The organism is Lysobacter dokdonensis DS-58 (assembly GCF_000770795.1).
In the GTDB taxonomy this organism is placed as follows: Bacteria; Pseudomonadota; Gammaproteobacteria; order Xanthomonadales; family Xanthomonadaceae; genus Noviluteimonas; species Noviluteimonas dokdonensis.
On the sequence record NZ_JRKJ01000005.1, the window covers coordinates 60,061 to 75,647 of the forward strand.

The 15,587-nt window shown below is 67.3% G+C and carries 13 protein-coding genes and 1 tRNA gene; 11 read left to right on the forward strand and 3 right to left on the reverse strand.

Features of this window, described 5'->3' with window-relative positions:
* Positions 1 to 112: 112 nt before the first annotated feature.
* From murJ to LF41_RS04750, 6 genes are all read left to right on the forward strand, one after another.
* Complete coding sequence (gene murJ / locus LF41_RS04725) at positions 113 to 1,705, forward strand: murein biosynthesis integral membrane protein MurJ (protein WP_202594023.1); 1,593 nt, start codon at positions 113 to 115, stop codon at positions 1,703 to 1,705.
* 20 nt (positions 1,706 to 1,725) lie between these two features.
* A complete protein-coding gene (locus tag LF41_RS04730) occupies positions 1,726 to 2,667 on the forward strand; it encodes a bifunctional riboflavin kinase/FAD synthetase (protein WP_036166645.1) in 942 nt (313 codons plus the stop codon).
* A complete protein-coding gene (gene ileS / locus LF41_RS04735; protein ID WP_036167039.1) occupies positions 2,664 to 5,504 on the forward strand; it encodes an isoleucine--tRNA ligase in 2,841 nt (946 codons plus the stop codon). Before LF41_RS04730 ends, ileS begins: the two co-directional genes overlap by 4 nt.
* On the forward strand, positions 5,504 to 6,001 hold the full coding sequence (lspA, locus tag LF41_RS04740; RefSeq protein WP_036166648.1) for a signal peptidase II: 498 nt from the start codon (positions 5,504 to 5,506) through the stop codon (positions 5,999 to 6,001). Before ileS ends, lspA begins: the two co-directional genes overlap by 1 nt.
* Positions 6,002 to 6,009: 8 nt before the next feature.
* A complete protein-coding gene (gene ispH / locus LF41_RS04745) occupies positions 6,010 to 6,960 on the forward strand; it encodes a 4-hydroxy-3-methylbut-2-enyl diphosphate reductase (protein ID WP_036166651.1) in 951 nt (316 codons plus the stop codon).
* A gap of 111 nt (positions 6,961 to 7,071) precedes the next feature.
* A tRNA-Thr gene (locus LF41_RS04750) sits at positions 7,072 to 7,147 on the forward strand.
* Positions 7,148 to 7,216: 69 nt separating this feature from the next.
* Here the strand turns inward: LF41_RS04750 and LF41_RS04755 are convergent.
* Complete coding sequence (locus LF41_RS04755; RefSeq protein WP_036166654.1) at positions 7,217 to 7,702, reverse strand: hypothetical protein; 486 nt, start codon at positions 7,700 to 7,702, stop codon at positions 7,217 to 7,219.
* 193 nt (positions 7,703 to 7,895) lie between these two features.
* Between LF41_RS04755 and LF41_RS04760 the strand changes: the two genes are divergently transcribed.
* Together LF41_RS04760 and LF41_RS04765 are read left to right on the forward strand one after the other, a co-directional pair.
* The gene (locus tag LF41_RS04760; protein ID WP_036166657.1) at positions 7,896 to 8,216 is read left to right on the forward strand and encodes a hypothetical protein; all 321 of its coding nucleotides are present in this window, start codon (positions 7,896 to 7,898) and stop codon (positions 8,214 to 8,216) included.
* Positions 8,217 to 8,309: 93 nt separating this feature from the next.
* The gene (locus LF41_RS04765) at positions 8,310 to 9,116 is read left to right on the forward strand and encodes an MEDS domain-containing protein (RefSeq protein ID WP_036166660.1); all 807 of its coding nucleotides are present in this window, start codon (positions 8,310 to 8,312) and stop codon (positions 9,114 to 9,116) included.
* A 3-nt stretch (positions 9,117 to 9,119) separates the two neighbouring features.
* On the opposite strand, the gene LF41_RS04770 is transcribed toward LF41_RS04765, so the two are convergent.
* Together LF41_RS04770 and LF41_RS04775 are read right to left on the reverse strand one after the other, a co-directional pair.
* A complete protein-coding gene (locus LF41_RS04770) occupies positions 9,120 to 9,584 on the reverse strand; it encodes an FUSC family protein (RefSeq protein WP_052116144.1) in 465 nt (154 codons plus the stop codon).
* Positions 9,584 to 10,081, reverse strand: a complete 498-nt coding sequence (locus LF41_RS04775) for a hypothetical protein (RefSeq protein ID WP_202594021.1) — start codon at positions 10,079 to 10,081, stop codon at positions 9,584 to 9,586. The genes LF41_RS04770 and LF41_RS04775 overlap by 1 nt, the downstream gene beginning before the upstream one ends.
* Positions 10,082 to 10,172: 91 nt before the next feature.
* On the opposite strand from LF41_RS04775, the gene LF41_RS04780 reads away from it, so the two are divergent.
* The 3 genes from LF41_RS04780 to LF41_RS04790 all read left to right on the forward strand — a co-directional run bounded on the left by LF41_RS04780 (position 10,173) and on the right by LF41_RS04790 (position 15,587).
* Complete coding sequence (locus tag LF41_RS04780) at positions 10,173 to 10,610, forward strand: low molecular weight protein-tyrosine-phosphatase (RefSeq protein ID WP_036166663.1); 438 nt, start codon at positions 10,173 to 10,175, stop codon at positions 10,608 to 10,610.
* A gap of 257 nt (positions 10,611 to 10,867) precedes the next feature.
* Entirely contained in the window at positions 10,868 to 13,186 is a 2,319-nt protein-coding gene (locus LF41_RS16035) for a UDP-N-acetylglucosamine 2-epimerase (RefSeq protein ID WP_052116145.1), read from the forward strand.
* A gap of 139 nt (positions 13,187 to 13,325) precedes the next feature.
* Positions 13,326 to 15,587 carry a polysaccharide biosynthesis tyrosine autokinase gene (locus LF41_RS04790; RefSeq protein WP_052116146.1) on the forward strand — a complete coding sequence of 754 codons (2,262 nt, stop codon included), beginning with the start codon at positions 13,326 to 13,328 and terminating at the stop codon, positions 15,585 to 15,587.

Here is a 15,587-nt window from a genome sequence, read left to right on the forward strand (position 1 = left end):
GGATGAACGGGAATCGGGGTGCGTGCGGGCCCAAGGCCGGCACGACGAAGCGCGGAAGTATGGGCGTTTCAGGGACTTGCGTCAACCGAGGGGGCGTATGACCGCCCCGAGGATGATCCGGGGGCTGTTGTCCTTCGGCAGCATGACCATGGTCAGCCGCGTCTTCGGGCTGGTCCGGGACATGGTGATCAACGCCGTCTTCGGCGCCAACGCCATGACCGACGCCTTCTGGGTGGCCTTCCGCATCCCGAACTTCATGCGGCGGCTGTTCGCGGAGGGCTCGTTCTCCACCGCCTTCGTGCCCGTCTTCACGGAGATCAAGGAGAAGCGGACCCACGCCGAGCTGAAGGAACTGGTGTCGCGCACCGCGGGCACGCTGGGCGGGGTGCTCACCATCATCGTGGCCCTGGGCGTGATCTTCGCGCCGCAGGTCACGTTGCTGTTTTCGCCCGGTGCGTCGGACGAGCCGCAGAAGTTCGCGCTGACGGTCGATCTGCTGCGGCTGACGTTCCCGTTCCTGTTGTTCGTCTCGCTCACGGCGCTGGCCGCGGGCGCGCTCAACAGCTTCCACCGCTTCGGCATGCCGGCGCTGACGCCGGTGATCCTCAACATCTGCATGATCGCCGGCGCCGTGTGGCTCTCGCCGATGCTCGACGTGCCGATCCTCGCGCTGGGTTGGGCGATCCTCGCGGCCGGCGTGCTGCAGTTGCTGTTCCAGGTGCCGCAGCTGGCGAAGCTGGATCTGCTCGCGATGCCGAAATGGGGCGCCAAACACCCCGACGTGCGCAAAGTGATGAAGCTGATGGTGCCGACGCTGTTCGGCTCTTCGGTCGCGCAGATCAACCTGTTGCTCGATACGGTGATCGCGTCCCTGCTGATCGCCGGTTCGCAGACATGGCTCTCGCAGGCCGATCGCTTCCTCGAACTGCCGCTCGGCGTCTTCGGCGTCGCGCTCGGCACGGTGATCCTGCCCGCGCTCGCGCGCCATCACGTCAACACCGATCGCGCCGGGTTCTCGTCGGCGCTGGACTGGGGCCTGCGCACGACGCTGATCATCGCGGTGCCCGCCATGCTCGGCCTGATGTTGCTGTGCGTGCCGCTCGTATCGACGCTGTTCCAGCATGGCGCGTTCACCGCGTTCGATACGAAGATGGCCGCGCTGTCGGTGTTCGGCCTGGCCTTCGGCCTGCCGGCCTTCGCGCTGGTGAAGGTCGTGCTGCCGGCCTTTTATGCGCGGCAGGACACGAAAACCCCGGTGCGCGCGGGCGTGGCTTCGCTGGTCGCCAACATGGTCTTCAACGGCCTGTTCCTCGCTGTCCTCTATGTCCTGTGGGTCAAGCCCGAGCTGAAGCAGGGCCCGGTGCTGCACGCGTTGGCGCACACACCCGGCCTGCATTTCGCCCTGGGCCTGGCGAGCGCGGCGGCGAGCTACCTCAACCTGCTGCTGCTGTGGCGCTGGCTCCGGCAGGCGGGCGTCTACGAGCGCAAGCCCGGTTGGGGCAAGTTCCTGCTGCGGCTGGGCGTTGCGTGCGCGGCCATGACGGCGGCACTGCTGCTCGGCCTCCACGTCGCACCGGATTTCACGCAGGTGGCGGTCGCGACCCGGATCGTGTGGCTCGCCGGGCTGGTGGGTGGCGGCGTGGCGGTCTACGGCATCGCGATGGTCGCGATGGGCTTCCGGGCGGCCGACCTCAGGGAACACTGATCGCTATACTCCCGCGTTCCATGAGCAGGCTGTTCCGTGACGTCGAAGGCGGGCCTTTGTGCCCCCAAGGCAGCGTGGTCTGCATCGGCGCCTTCGACGGCCTGCATCTCGGCCATCGCGCGCTGGTGCGCCACGCGGTCGAGCGTGCGCGCGCGCTGGGCGCGCCCGCCGTCGCGCTGACCTTCGAGCCGCTGCCGCGCGAGTTCTTCGCGCAATCCGAACCCCCGCCGCGCCTCACGCTCGCCCGTGCAAAGTTCGAAGGCCTGCGCGATCTCGGCATCGACGTCGTCGGCCTGCTGCGCTTCGACGGCAGGCTGGCCTCGATGACCGCCGAACGATTCGTCCGCGACATGTTGGTCGGCCGCCTCTCCGCGCGCGAAGTCTGGATCGGCCCCGACTTCCGGTTCGGCAAGGGCCGCGCCGGCGACCTCGCATTGCTGCGCACGTTCGACGCATTTGAATCGCACGCGATCGACCCCATCCTCGTGGAAGGCGAACGCGTCTCCAGCACGCGCATCCGCGGCGCGCTGACGACGGGCGACTTCGATACGGCGGCGCGGTTGTTGGGCCGCCGCTACGCGATCGACGGCCGCGTCGTGCGCGGCAAGCAACTGGGACGCACGCTCGGGTATCCGACGGCGAACCTGCGCTACGGGCGTCGCCGTCCGCCGTTGCAGGGCATCTTCGCCACGCGCGTGCATGGCCTGGGCGGCGCGCCGATCGACTCGGTCTCCAGCTTCGGCACGCGCCCGACGGTCGCGGGCGTGGAGCCGTTGCTCGAAGCGCACCTGTTCGACTTCGACGGCGACCTGTACGGTCGCCGCATCAGCGTGGAATTCGTGGCGCACTTGCGCGACGAACTCACCTTCACCGATTTGCCCGCGATGGTCGAACAGATCCATCGCGACGCGCGCCAGGCGCGCGAACTCCTCTCTTCCCTTTCGCAACAGGCGTGCGCGTGACCCAGGATTACAAGTCCACGATCCACTTGCCCGCGACGGATTTCCCGATGCGCGGCGACCTGCCCAAGCGCGAGCCCGAAACGCTCAAGCGCTGGGAGGCCTCCGGCCTTTACGCGCAGATCCGCGCCAAGGCCCAGGGCCGTCCGACGTTCGTGCTGCACGACGGCCCGCCGTACGCCAACGGCCCGATCCACATCGGCCACGCGGTCAACAAGGTGCTCAAGGACATCGTCGTGAAGTCCAAGCTCATCGCGGGCTTCGACGCGCCGTACGTGCCGGGTTGGGATTGCCACGGCCTGCCGATCGAGCTGGTCGTCGAGAAGAAGTTCGGCAAGGTCGGCGACAAGCTCGACGCCGACGCCTTCCGCGCCAAGTGCCGCGAATATGCCGCCGAGCAGATCGACGTGCAGCGCGGCGGCTTCAAGCGCCTGGGCATCGTCGGCGCGTGGGAAAACCCGTATCGCACGATGGACTTCCGCTACGAAGCGGACATGCTGCGCTCGCTGGCGAAGATCATCGAACGCGGCCACCTGGCGCGCGGCGTGAAGCCGGTGCACTGGTGCTTCGATTGCGGTTCGGCGCTCGCCGAAGCGGAGATCGAATACCAGGACAAGGCGTCGCCAGCCATCGACGTCGCGTACCGCGCGAAGCAACCGCAATCGCTCGCCTCGGCGTTCGGCATCGCATTGCCCGAAGGCACCGACATCGCCGTGCCGATCTGGACGACGACGCCGTGGACGCTGCCCGCCAGCCTCGCGGTCACGCTGGGACCGGAACTCGACTACGTGCTGGTCGAAGGCCCGCAGCAGGGCGGCAAGCGCTTGTGGCTGGTGCTCGCCGAGGCGCTCGCGGAGCAGGCGCTCGCGCGTTACGGCGTGGAGGATTACGTCGTGCACGCCCGCGCGCAGGGCGTCGAACTCGAAGGCCAGCGTTTGCGCCATCCGTTCTACGACCGCGAGATCCCGCTGATCCTCGGCGACCATGTGTCGGCCGAAGACGGCACGGGGGCCGTGCACACCGCGCCGGGCCACGGCCAGGAAGACTTCGCGGTCGGCCTGCGTTACGGCCTGACCGATGCCTACACCGCGGCGCAGGTGAATCCCGTCGATGGCCGCGGTGTTTACCTGCCGTCGACGCCGGCGGCGAACGACACCACGCTCGCCGGCCTGCACATCTGGAAGGCGAACGACGCGCTGGTCGAAGTGCTGCGCGGCAACGGCGCCTTGCTCGCGCACGCCACGCTCGTGCACAGCTATCCGCATTGCTGGCGCCACAAGACGCCGGTGGCGTTTCGCGCGACGCCGCAATGGTTCATCTCGATGGAACAGGCCGGCCTGCGCCGCGATGCGCTCGCCGCGATCGGTCGCGTCGAATTCTTCCCCGACTGGGGCGAGGCGCGCATCTTCGCGATGGTCGAAGGCCGCCCCGACTGGTGCATCTCGCGCCAGCGCACGTGGGGCGTGCCGATCGCGCTGTTCATCGATCGCGAAACCGGCGAGCCGCATCCCGAATCCCCGGCGCTGATGCGCCAGGTGGCCGACCGCGTGCAGGAATCGGGCGTCGACGCGTGGTACGCGCTCGATGCGTCGGAACTGCTGGGAAGCGAGGCGTCGAAGTACGAAAAGGTGCGCGACATCCTCGACGTCTGGTTCGACTCCGGCGTCAGCCACGAATGCGTGCTCGCGCAGCGCCCGGAAGACGCACTGCGCAAGCCGGCCGACATCTATCTCGAAGGCTCCGACCAGCACCGAGGTTGGTTCCAGTCCTCGCTGCTCACGGGCGTGGCGATGGATGGCGACGCGCCGTACCGCCAGGTGCTGACGCATGGCTTCACCGTCGACCAGAACGGCCGCAAGATGTCGAAGTCCCTCGGCAACGTGATCGAGCCGCAGAAGGTCATCGACCAGATGGGCGCGGACGTGCTGCGCCTGTGGATCGCCTCGACCGACTACCGCAACGAGATCTCCGTCTCCGACGAGATCCTCAAGCGCAACGGCGACGTGTACCGCCGCATCCGCAACACCGCGCGCTTCCTGCTCGGCAACCTGCACGGCTTCGACCCCGCGCGCGACCTCGCGCCGCTGGATGCGATGGTCGCGCTCGACCGCTGGATCGTGCATCGCGCCCATGAGATGCAGGCGAAGATCGCCGACGCCTACGCGCGTTACGACTTCGCCGAGATCGTGCAGGCGCTCGGCAACTTCTGCAGCGTGGACCTCGGTGCGCTGTACCTCGACGTCACCAAGGACCGCCTCTACACGCTGCGCGAGGATTCGCCCGCGCGGCGTTCGGCGCAGTCGGCGATGTACCGGATCGCCGAAGCCTTCGTGCGCTGGATCGCGCCGATCCTCTCGTTCACCGCGGACGAAATGTGGGCGCACATCCCCGGCAAGCGCGAGGACAACGTGTTGTTCGCGACGTGGTACGAAGGCCTGGCGCCGCTGGGCGACGACGCGGTGCTGAGCGTCGAGGACATGGAGCGCCTGCTCGCTTTGCGCGACGACGTGGCCAAGGTGCTCGAGCCGATGCGCGCCAACGGCGCGATCGGCGCGGCGCTGGAAGCCGAGATCGGCCTGCATTGCGGCGTGTCGCACCAGAACTGGCTCGCGCCCTTCGTCGACGAGCTGCGTTTCCTGTTGATCAGCGGCGACGTGCACATCGTGGCCGACGACAACGCGCACGAGATCGGCGTCACTGCCGCGCCCACGCAGAAGACCAAGTGCGTGCGCTGCTGGCAGCATCGCGGCGATGTCGGCGCGGTCGCGGCGCATCCGCAGATCTGCGGACGCTGCGTGAGCAATATCGAAGGCCCCGGCGAAACGAGGATGTTCTTCTGATGCGCGCTTCCCCCAATGCACTGTCGTGGCTGCTGCTGTCCGTCGCGATCATCGTGCTCGACCAGCTGTCGAAGTCCTGGGTCCTGTCGAGCCTGCCGGAATACCAACCGGTGGTCGTCATCGACGGCTTCTGGAACTGGTACCGCAGCTACAACACCGGCGCGGCCTTCAGTTTCCTGAGCGACGCCGGCGGCTGGCAGAAGTGGATGTTCACGGCGTTGGCGTTCGTGATCAGCGGCCTGCTGGCGTTCTGGCTCTCGCGCACCCCGCGCCGCGACTGGCGCACGGCGCTGCCCTTCGCGCTGGTCATCGGCGGTGCGCTGGGCAACGTGATCGACCGCCTGCGCCACGGCCACGTGGTCGATTTCATCCAGTGGCACTGGCAGGAACACGCCTGGCCCGCCTTCAACGTGGCCGATTCGGCCATCGTGGTCGGGGCCGTGGGCATCGCGCTGTTCGGGTTGCTGCAAGGCAAGCGGCCGCAGGACGCGCGATAATCGTGGCCATGGATATCCTGCTGGCCAATCCGCGCGGGTTCTGCGCCGGGGTCGACCGCGCGATCGAGATCGTCAAGCGCGCGCTCGAACTGCTCGGCGCGCCGATCTACGTGCGGCACGAAGTGGTGCACAACCGCTTCGTCGTCGACGACCTCAAGCATCGCGGCGCGGTCTTCGTCGAGGAACTCGACGAGGTGCCCGACAACGCGACGGTCATCTTCTCGGCGCACGGCGTGTCGCAGGCCGTCCGCCAGGAAGCCGCGCGCCGCGGCCTGAAGGTGTTCGACGCCACGTGCCCGCTGGTGACCAAGGTGCACCTGGAAGTGGCGCGCCAGTGCAGGGCAGGGCGCGACATGGTGCTCATCGGCCACGCCGGGCACCCGGAAGTCGAAGGCACGATGGGCCAGTGGAGCGCGCAGGCCGGCAACGGCCGCATCTACATCGTCGAGGACATCGACGACGTGGCGACCATCGACATCGCCCAGCCGGAAAACTGCGCGTACACCACGCAGACGACGCTCTCGGTCGACGACACGCGCAGCATCATCGATGCGTTGCGCCTGCGCTTCCCGCTGATCCAGGGCCCGAAGAACGACGACATCTGCTACGCGACGCAGAACCGCCAGGACGCCGTGCGCGAACTCACGCGCGAATGCGACCTTGTCCTGGTCGTCGGCTCCCCCAACAGTTCCAATTCCAATCGCCTGCGCGAGCTCTCCGAGCGCGAAGGCGTCGAAGCGCACCTCATCGACGGCGCGAGCGAAATCGATCCGCGCTGGGTGGTGGGCCGCCACCACATCGGCGTCACCGCCGGCGCGTCCGCGCCCGACGTGCTGGTGCGCGGCGTGATCGCGCGCCTGCGCGAACTCGGCGCCGGGGGCGTGCGCGAGCTGGATGGCAAGCCCGAAGACATGGTGTTCGCGCTGCCGAAGGAATTGCGCGTCACGCTGGTCGATTGACGCCTCGGCGTGCCGGGCAGCGGGCGATGGGACGTTTTCGCCGACCGGGCCCTGTCCAAGTCGCCCGGCGTTTGACCTGCGCCCCCGCGGCCCCCTAGAATTCACGGCTCAGCCGGAATAGCTCAGTTGGTAGAGCGGCGCATTCGTAATGCGTAGGTCGTAGGTTCGATTCCTATTTCCGGCACCAGTAGAAACGAAGGGCCTGCAGGGTGCACACCTTGCAGGCTCTTTTTCTTTTACGGCCTGTTCCCGCGCGTCAGTGCGCGCATTCGGCTTTGTACGACAGTGCCGAGGGGTGGGTCGGCGACGAGACGTAGTTGCTCACGTCCGTCAGCCGGATATCGGTGAACACCACGGAGACCAGTGTCAGGACCTGGTTGCTCGGGCAGACCAACGTGGGTTGCGGCGCGGGGATGATCAACTTGTCGGAGATCTTCCCGTACTTGTCGGCCGTGAATGTGCCACCCACGGATACGTTGACCAGCACGTCTTCCTGATGCGTCGCGGACGGGCGTTGGTTGCTGCGGTAGACGCACTGGTAGTGCGCCCCGGCTTTCGCGCTCGCGATGTAGCTGACGTTCTCGTGCTTCAGGAGCTCGACTTCCGTCCATTGCACGATGACCCTCGGCGAGCCGAGCGACGCGCTGGGCGCGCGCAGGAAATGGGGCCGGCGACTCTGGGCGATGGCCGTCGTCGCGACGAGCGCCAGGGCGAGCAGGCACAACGTACGATTGATCCGCATATGTCCTCCTTTGATGCGCCGGAACAGGGGAAGGCCGGCGCCAGGGAAGCTGCAAACGGCTTCCAATCAGGGAGAACGAAGGGATCGCTCTTCGTGACTCCCCCGGTCGGGTGGGGCTAACCCGACCTGACCGAGGGATTGCGTGCAACCATTGGGGTGTCGCGCGGCGCCATGAAGCCGAAAGGGGAATCGAATGGAATCCATCACCGCAGGTGAGTTCGCTTTGCTGCTGGTCCTGTCCTGGGGGCCGGTGTACCTGGTCGCCGCGTTCGTGCAGTGGCGTTTGCTCGGTGCGCGCAAGGATCGCGCGGTCTGGCTTGTCGGCGCGCTCTTGTTCGAATGTCTCCTCGCGCTTGCGATCTGGCTGTCGCCGTTGAACCGCCACTTCGTGACGCGGCCCCTTCCGGGCGTGCTGGACGCCGGCAGCTTTCCGCTGCAGGCCGCGCTCCTGGCATCGGTGGTGACCACGTTGGCCGTGTGGCTCATGGGACGTTCGTTTCGCCAGGCGCGGTGAGCGAACCTGAACCGTTCAGCCGGTTCGTGATTTGACGCCTCCAGTGCGCGCGGCGGGCGCGGCGGCGCATTCGCCGCCTCCTACAATTCACCGATGACTGACGCCCGATTCCCGAAAGAAGCGCTTCGCAAGAAGCTCGTCGTCGCCGGCATCCCGGAGGACGCGCATACCCTCGCAGGCCTGGCGGCGCACATGCCCGACCTGGATGCGAAGCACCTGTCCGTGGACACCGCGGCGGAGTTGGTCCTGTATCTGATTTCGAAGGGCGTGATCACGCTGCCCGTCGCGGCGGACAAGGCGCTGCTCGACCTGCCGTGGGGCTCGCACGTGTGCCAGTTCTACGACACCAAGCAGGACCAGCTCGACATGCTGGTGCCGTACTTCAAACAGGGCCTCGACCGGAACGAAGCGTGCGCGTGGCTCGTCGGCGATCTGACCATCGAGGAAGCGCGCACTGCGCTCGCGGCAGTCGTGCCGAATCTCGATGTGTACTTGGCGAAAGGCCAGATGCAGATCCGCCACTACACGGAGTTCTACACCGACCCCAACGGCACGGTGAAGGCGCCGGAGCAACTGAGTCATCAGTTCGCGTCAATGGGTGCCGATGCCAATTCGAAGGGGTATTCCGGGCTGCGCGCCTCGGGCAGCGTCGCGTGGGTGCAGGACGACGACAGCATGTCGCGCTTCATGGCGTACGAAACGATCGTCAACGTCGCGATCCAGAACGCGCGGATCATGGCCGTGTGCACGTATCCCACGGAGGCCGCGGCGCTCTGCGGCTGCCGCGAGTTGATCCACAACCACGGCCATTTCTACGTCAAGCGTGGCGAGTGGATGCACGACAAGTCGAAGGACGCGGAGCGCATCGAATCTGTCTTCGCCTCGCTCGCTCGCGCGTAACGCTCACTTCGTCCGGCGTTCGCGCATCCACAGCGGTACGAGCCCCACGAGCAACGCCACGCCGATCCCGACGATCGTTTCCCACGCGCGGTCGAACGCGTACTGCCACGCATCGTCGCCGTGCGCCAGCATGACGATCGCCGCGACGTAACCGGCGACGCGTGCGCCGGCGTTCTCCAGCCGTAGCGCGAATGCGAGCAACATCGCCGCGAGGATCGCCACGCCGAGCGCGATGGCGCGGATGTCGAGCCACGGCAACAACAGCGCACCAACCATCGCGCCGACCAAGGTGCCCGCGAGGCGTTGCAATGCCAGGCGACGGCTGTTCGCCGGCGACAGATCCGTCACCAGCACCGCCGCGATCAGCGCGTAGATCGCATAGTGCGCGTGCAATGCATCGGCGATCCACCAGGCGAGCGCGGCCGCGACCGCGGCGCGCACCGACAACTGGATCGCGGGCGTGCGCATCAGCGCGTCGGATGGAACCGCCGCACGGCGAGCACGGTCAACGCGACGAACAACAACAGCACGACGCCCTGCGCGATGGCGAACGGCGGTTCGGCCTGCGTCGGCGCCAGCACGTGCAGCCACGGGACCTTCGCGAACGCCTGCACGACGAGCACGAACACGTTGAGATACAGCGAGATCATCGCGCCGACGACGTAGACCCACCGCCACGCGCCGTGCAACTTGCGCCCATACAGCGCGAACAACGTCGGCACGAGGACGAGCGCCGACACGATGCCCGTGCCGATCGCCGGCGTGAACCCGCGGAACGGAAAGAAGAACCCGGTCACCGTCGTGGCCACCGTGGTCCAGAGGAACAGCGTCGTCCATCCCGGCATGCGGTTCGATGCGAGCAGGCCCTTGGCGACGATCAATCCCGCCACGATGGCGACCAGGCTCAGGATCACGTGGAGCAGGGTGAAGGGGTGGGTCAACGGCAGGACGGGTTGCATGGACATCCCCAATGTCGAAGGCGACGGGCCTCGCAGAGGCAACGTCACATCGGGCCTCCATCGGCCGCAACCACGCCAGTCGCCTTAGACTGCGCGGATGATCAACCGCATCCTGATCGTCTGCGTCGGCAACATCTGTCGCTCGCCCATGGCCGAAGTCGTGCTGCGCAAGTACATGGGCGGCGGGGACGAGGTCGTCGTCGAGTCCGCGGGGCTCGCCGCGCTCGTCGGCAATCCCGTCGATCCGCTCGCCGAGCGCGTCTTGCGCGACAACGGGCTCTCCGCGGAAGGGCATGCCGCGCGGCAGATCACCGAGGCGATGATCTCGCAGGCCGACCTGGTGCTCGCGATGCAGCGCCGGCACATCGGCGCGATCCATTCGATCGCCCCGCAGGCGCGCGGAAAGACATTCCTGGTCGGCAAATGGGAAGGGGATGCCGAGGTGCCGGATCCTTACGGGAAGACCCTGCCGATCTTCGAGGACGCGTACGGCCGGATCGACCGGATGCTGTACGCGTGGCGAATGCACCTTTGATGCCGTCTCGCAGCGAAGAACGCACGCCGGCCGCGGCACCGGCCAAAACGACGAACGCGCCTGAACGATTCGACCAGCGGCGCCCGTCCATTTCCATTTAACTGTTTTTCTTCATCTTTTCGTCAAGTCCTCATCCATAGCCTTTTCGAACCTGAAGCCATGCACCGGGGCGTTAACGGTGCGGGGCTGCAGGCGAGGGGGGGCGAACGGCGAACGATTCGCGCTGCCCCCCATGACCTGGTCATCGAGAGGCGCGCATGGAAGAAGCAAAACTGGTGGCCGCGAGTGCGATCGCCCTGGCCGTCACCCTCTTCGCGATCTTTTCGCTGCGCCCGTTGGCGAAGCGATTGGGTCTCGTGGACAAGCCCGGCGGACGCAAGGCGCACAAGGGCCGCGTTCCGTTGATCGGTGGGCTGTGCTTCTTCCTCGGCACGGTGGCAGGACTGACGTACCTCGGATATGTCGACGCGTTCGTGGCGAGCCTGCTCGTGCCGTGCGCGTTGATCGTCATGACGGGCGCGGTCGACGACCTGAGCAACATGAGCGTCAAGTCGCGCCTGGTCATCCAGGCGTGCACCGCCTGGCTGGTGATCGGCGCCACCGGCATCTACCTGGATAGCGCGGGCCACCTCCTGGGCGAGGGCTTCGACCTGCAGCTGGGCCTGCTCGGCATTCCGATCACGATCGTCGCGGTCATCGGCCTGGTGAACGCGTTCAACATGATGGACGGCATCGACGGCCTCGCCGCGGGCATGGCGATGGTGAGCATCGGTTCGATCCTGCTGTTCGCGAACGGCGGCTGGCCGGCGCTGGGCGTGGTCCTGCTGTTGCAGGTGCTGTTCGCCGCGCTCGTGCCGTATCTCGCCGTGAACCTGGGTTGGCCCGACGGCCGCAAGATCTTCATGGGCGATGCGGGCAGCACGCTCATCGGCTTCCTGATGGCGTGGTCGCTGATCTACTTGAGCCACGGCAAGGTCGGCGTGCTCGCGCCGGTCGACACGCTGTGGTGCGTGGCGATTCCGGTCATGGACACCATCGGCGTCATGCATCGCCGCGTGCGCCTCGGGCGCTCGCCGTTCGAACCCGACCGCCAGCATCTGCACCACCTGCTGTGCGACGCCGGCTTCAACGCGCGCGCCACGCTGGCCATCATCGTCGCCGCGGGCCTGGCGATGGGCGGCATCGGCTTCGTGCTGCGCAACCTGCCGGAAATGGCGAGCCTCGGCGCCTTCGCGTTCGTCTTCGCGCTGTACCTGGCGAAGCTGCCGCAGGCGATCGCCGCGCTCGCCAAGCTGGTCCCGCAACGCGTGGCGCCGGTCGTCACCGCGCCGCAGGCGACGGTCGAAGAGCGCGTGCCGCTGACCGCCGATGCGCCCGCGTCGGGCGTGATGAAGGCCCTCTACGTGCTCAGCGCGTCGACGGATGCCGCGCAGATCGCGCCGATCGTCGAACAGATGTCGCGCGATGCACGCTTCGAAACGCGCGTGTGCATCGCATCGCCCGCCGGCAGCCATTCCGAAGGCGTGCTCGATCTGTTCGACCTGGCGCCCGACGTGCGCATCACGCTCGCCGAAGTCGACGACGTCGCGCAGGTGACCTCCGCCGCGCTCGGCACGCTCGACCGCGTGCTCAGCGACTTCCATCCCGATGTCGTCGTCGTGCCCGCGGGCGCGCCGACCAGCGTGGCGACGACGCTCGCCGCGACGTACCAGCACATCCCGGTCGCGTGCGTCGAGCCGGCGGGCGGCGCGGCGCGCGCCTCGCAGGACGCGGGGCGCAAGGTGATGAGCTCGCTCGCCGCGATGCATTTCACCGCCACCGATTCGGTGAGCCGTTCGCTGGTGGCCGACGGTGTGCCGTCCGATCGGGTCCTCGTGACCGGCGACCCCGCCGCGCGCACGCTGCACACGGCGGTCGACCGGCTGCACGAAGACCTCCCGCTGCAGCGCAACCTGACGCACCGCTTCGGCTTCATGCGCGAAAACGCGCCGATGTTGCTGGTGATGGGCCGCGAAAAGATGGGCGAACGCCTCGAACCGCTGGCCCGCGCGCTGCGCCGCATCGCGCTGCGCCGGCCCGACCTCGACGTCGTCTGCCTGATGCCGCCGTCGAAAAACATGGACGGCATCGACGGGATGCTCGGCGCCTTCGCCAACATCCACCTGGTCGCCCCCGGCGACTACCTGGGCTTCGCCTACCTGGCCGACTCGGCTTATCTCTCGCTCGCCCTGTCGGGCGAGTGCGCCGCCGAGGTCGCCCCGCTCGGAAAGCCTGTCCTGCTCCTGAACGGGGCGGGGGAGCCGGCATTGGCCGGACCGCTCACCAGCGAGGTTCCGAACGTCCGCCGCATCGACGTTCACGAGCAGACGATCTCCGATGTCGTACTCAACCTCATCTCCGATCGTCGTGCGTGGGAAATGCTGCGCAACGACGAACGGCCGCGCGTGGATGCGTGCGAGCGGATCGTGGAAGCGCTGGCCGCCATGCGGCCCAGCCCGGCCGCGGTCGTGCCGTTGGTGCCGGCAGCCGAGCTGCCGCGCTACGCGGCCGGCGCAGGCGTCCGAGAGGTGTCCTGAGGGCCTTGAAAGGGGGCCGGCAGGGGGCCGGCAACGTCGCGGGTCGACGGTTGGAACCGCCGAACCCGCGGAGCAGGGAAGTTCCGAAACGACGTCGATGCCTTGGCACCGACCTTTTTCATATCCATGAGCGAGATTTATGGCGACCTACCTTTCCACCCGCACGACGCCGCCTCCGCACATCGCGCCGACCTCGGTCCGCGATGAGGAGATCGACCTGCGCACGCTGTTCACCACGGTGGGCGACCACAAGAAGGCGATCTTCTTCGGCACGCTGATGTTCTTCCTGGCGAGCGTGTTGTATTGCGTCCTCGCCACGCCGAAGTACGAGGCCAACGCGACGGTGCAGGTGGAGCGGCGCACCGCGCAATTCCCCGGCCTGTCGGCCAACAGCGCCGCGCAGTCGGCGCAGGCCGAGTCGCCGGCGACCACCGAGATCCAGTTGCTCACCTCGCGCAGCGTGCTGAGCGAAGCGCTCGACAACCTGGACCTCGACGTGCAGGTCAAGGCCGCGCGCTTCCCGGTCTTCGGCGATTACATCGCGCGTTCGTTCACCACCGACCACCCGAACGAGGTCAACGACCCCTGGTTCGGCATGGCGCGTTACGGGTGGGGCGGCGAGCACGTTTCGATCGCGCGCCTCGACGTGCCGCAGGAACTGGTCGACCAACCGCTGAAGCTCGTGGCCGGCGATTCGAATCGCTACACCCTCTACGGCCCGGATGGCGACGTGCTGGTCAACGGCTTCGTGGGCCAGCCCGCGCAGGCCGCCGGCGTCAACGTGCTCGTGCGCCAGATGGCCGCCAACCCGGGCATGAAGTTCGAAGTCACGCGCCTCAACACGCTGGCGATCCTCTCGCAGCTGCGCAAGGACATCAGCGCGTCGGAACAGGGCCGCGATTCGGGCGTCATCGCGCTGAGCTACCAGAACGAAGATCCGATCCTCGCCCGCTCGGTGCTCGAGCAGATCAGCCGCGCGTACGTGCACCAGAACGTGGCGCGCAATTCGGCCGAAGCCGCCAAGCGCCTGCAGTTCGTCAAGCGCCAGCTGCCGAACGTGCGCAAGGAACTCGACAAGGCACAGGCCGCGTTGACCCAGTACCAGACGCGCACGCAGACGCTCGATGTCACCGTGCAGAACCAGTCGCTGTTGAACCAGACCGTGTCGATCGACTCGGCCATCAGCCAGTTGCGCATCCAGCAGGCGGACCTGGCCAGCCGCTTCACGCCGCAGCATCCGATGTACAAGGCGCTGCTCGCGCAGATCGGCCAGTTCGAATCGCAGAAGGCGCAGTTGCGCGGCCAGATCGCCGCGTTGCCGGAAACGCAGCAGAACCTGTTCCGCCTGACGCGCGACGTCGAAGTCACCAACCAGACCTACGCCAGCCTGCTCGACCAGGCGCAGCAGCTCGACATCGCGCGCGCCAGCGCGATCGGCAACGCGCGCGTGATCGATCCGGCCGCCGTCGACTATGAAAGCCCGGCATGGCCGAAGCCGATCCCGGTGATCCTGGGTGGCACGCTGCTCGGCGCGCTGGTGATGTTTGCCTTCGTGCTGCTGCGCCAGATGATGCGTCGCGGCGTCGAAGACCCGGCGGACATCGAACTGCTCGGCCTGCCGGTCTATGCCTCGATCCCGTACAGCGAGCGCGGCCGCGAACTCACGGTCAACCCGGCGCGTTTCGCGAACGGCCACCAGCGTCTGCTCGCGCTCAACGCGCCGACGGACCTGGCGATGGAGGCGCTGCGCAGCCTGCGCACGAGCCTGCACTTCGCGCGCTTCAAGACGAAGAACAACCTGCTGATGATCTCCGCGCCGAGCCCGGGCGTCGGCAAGACCTTCGTCTGCGCCAACCTCGCCGTGACCATGGCGCAGGCCGGCCAGCGCGTGTTGCTGATCGACGCCGACATGCGCCGCGGCACGTTGCACCACGCCGTGGGCGTGCGTTCGGAAGGCGGCCTGTCCGAGCTCATCGCCGGGCAGATCCCGCTGGAAGATGCGATCCGCAAAGTCGCCGGCGCCGAGAACATGTCGTTCATTTCGCGCGGTTCGATCCCGCCGAATCCCTCCGAGTTGCTGATGAACCCCGCGTTCAACGAAATGCTCGAACAGGTCGGCCCGAACTACGACATCGTGATCATCGATACGCCGCCGGTGCTGGCGGTGACCGACGCCGCGGTGATCGGCCACATGGTCGGCACGTGCCTGATGGTGGTGCGTTTCGGCCTGAACCAGCAGCGCGAGATCGCGCTGGCCAAGCAGCGCCTGGAACAGAACGGCGTGGAAGTGAAGGGCGCGATCTTCAACGGCGTCCAGAAGCGCAGCGGCGGCCACTACGCGTACACGTATTACGAGTACCTCCCGAGCCAGCAGACCGGAACGCACAAGGCCTATCGCTGA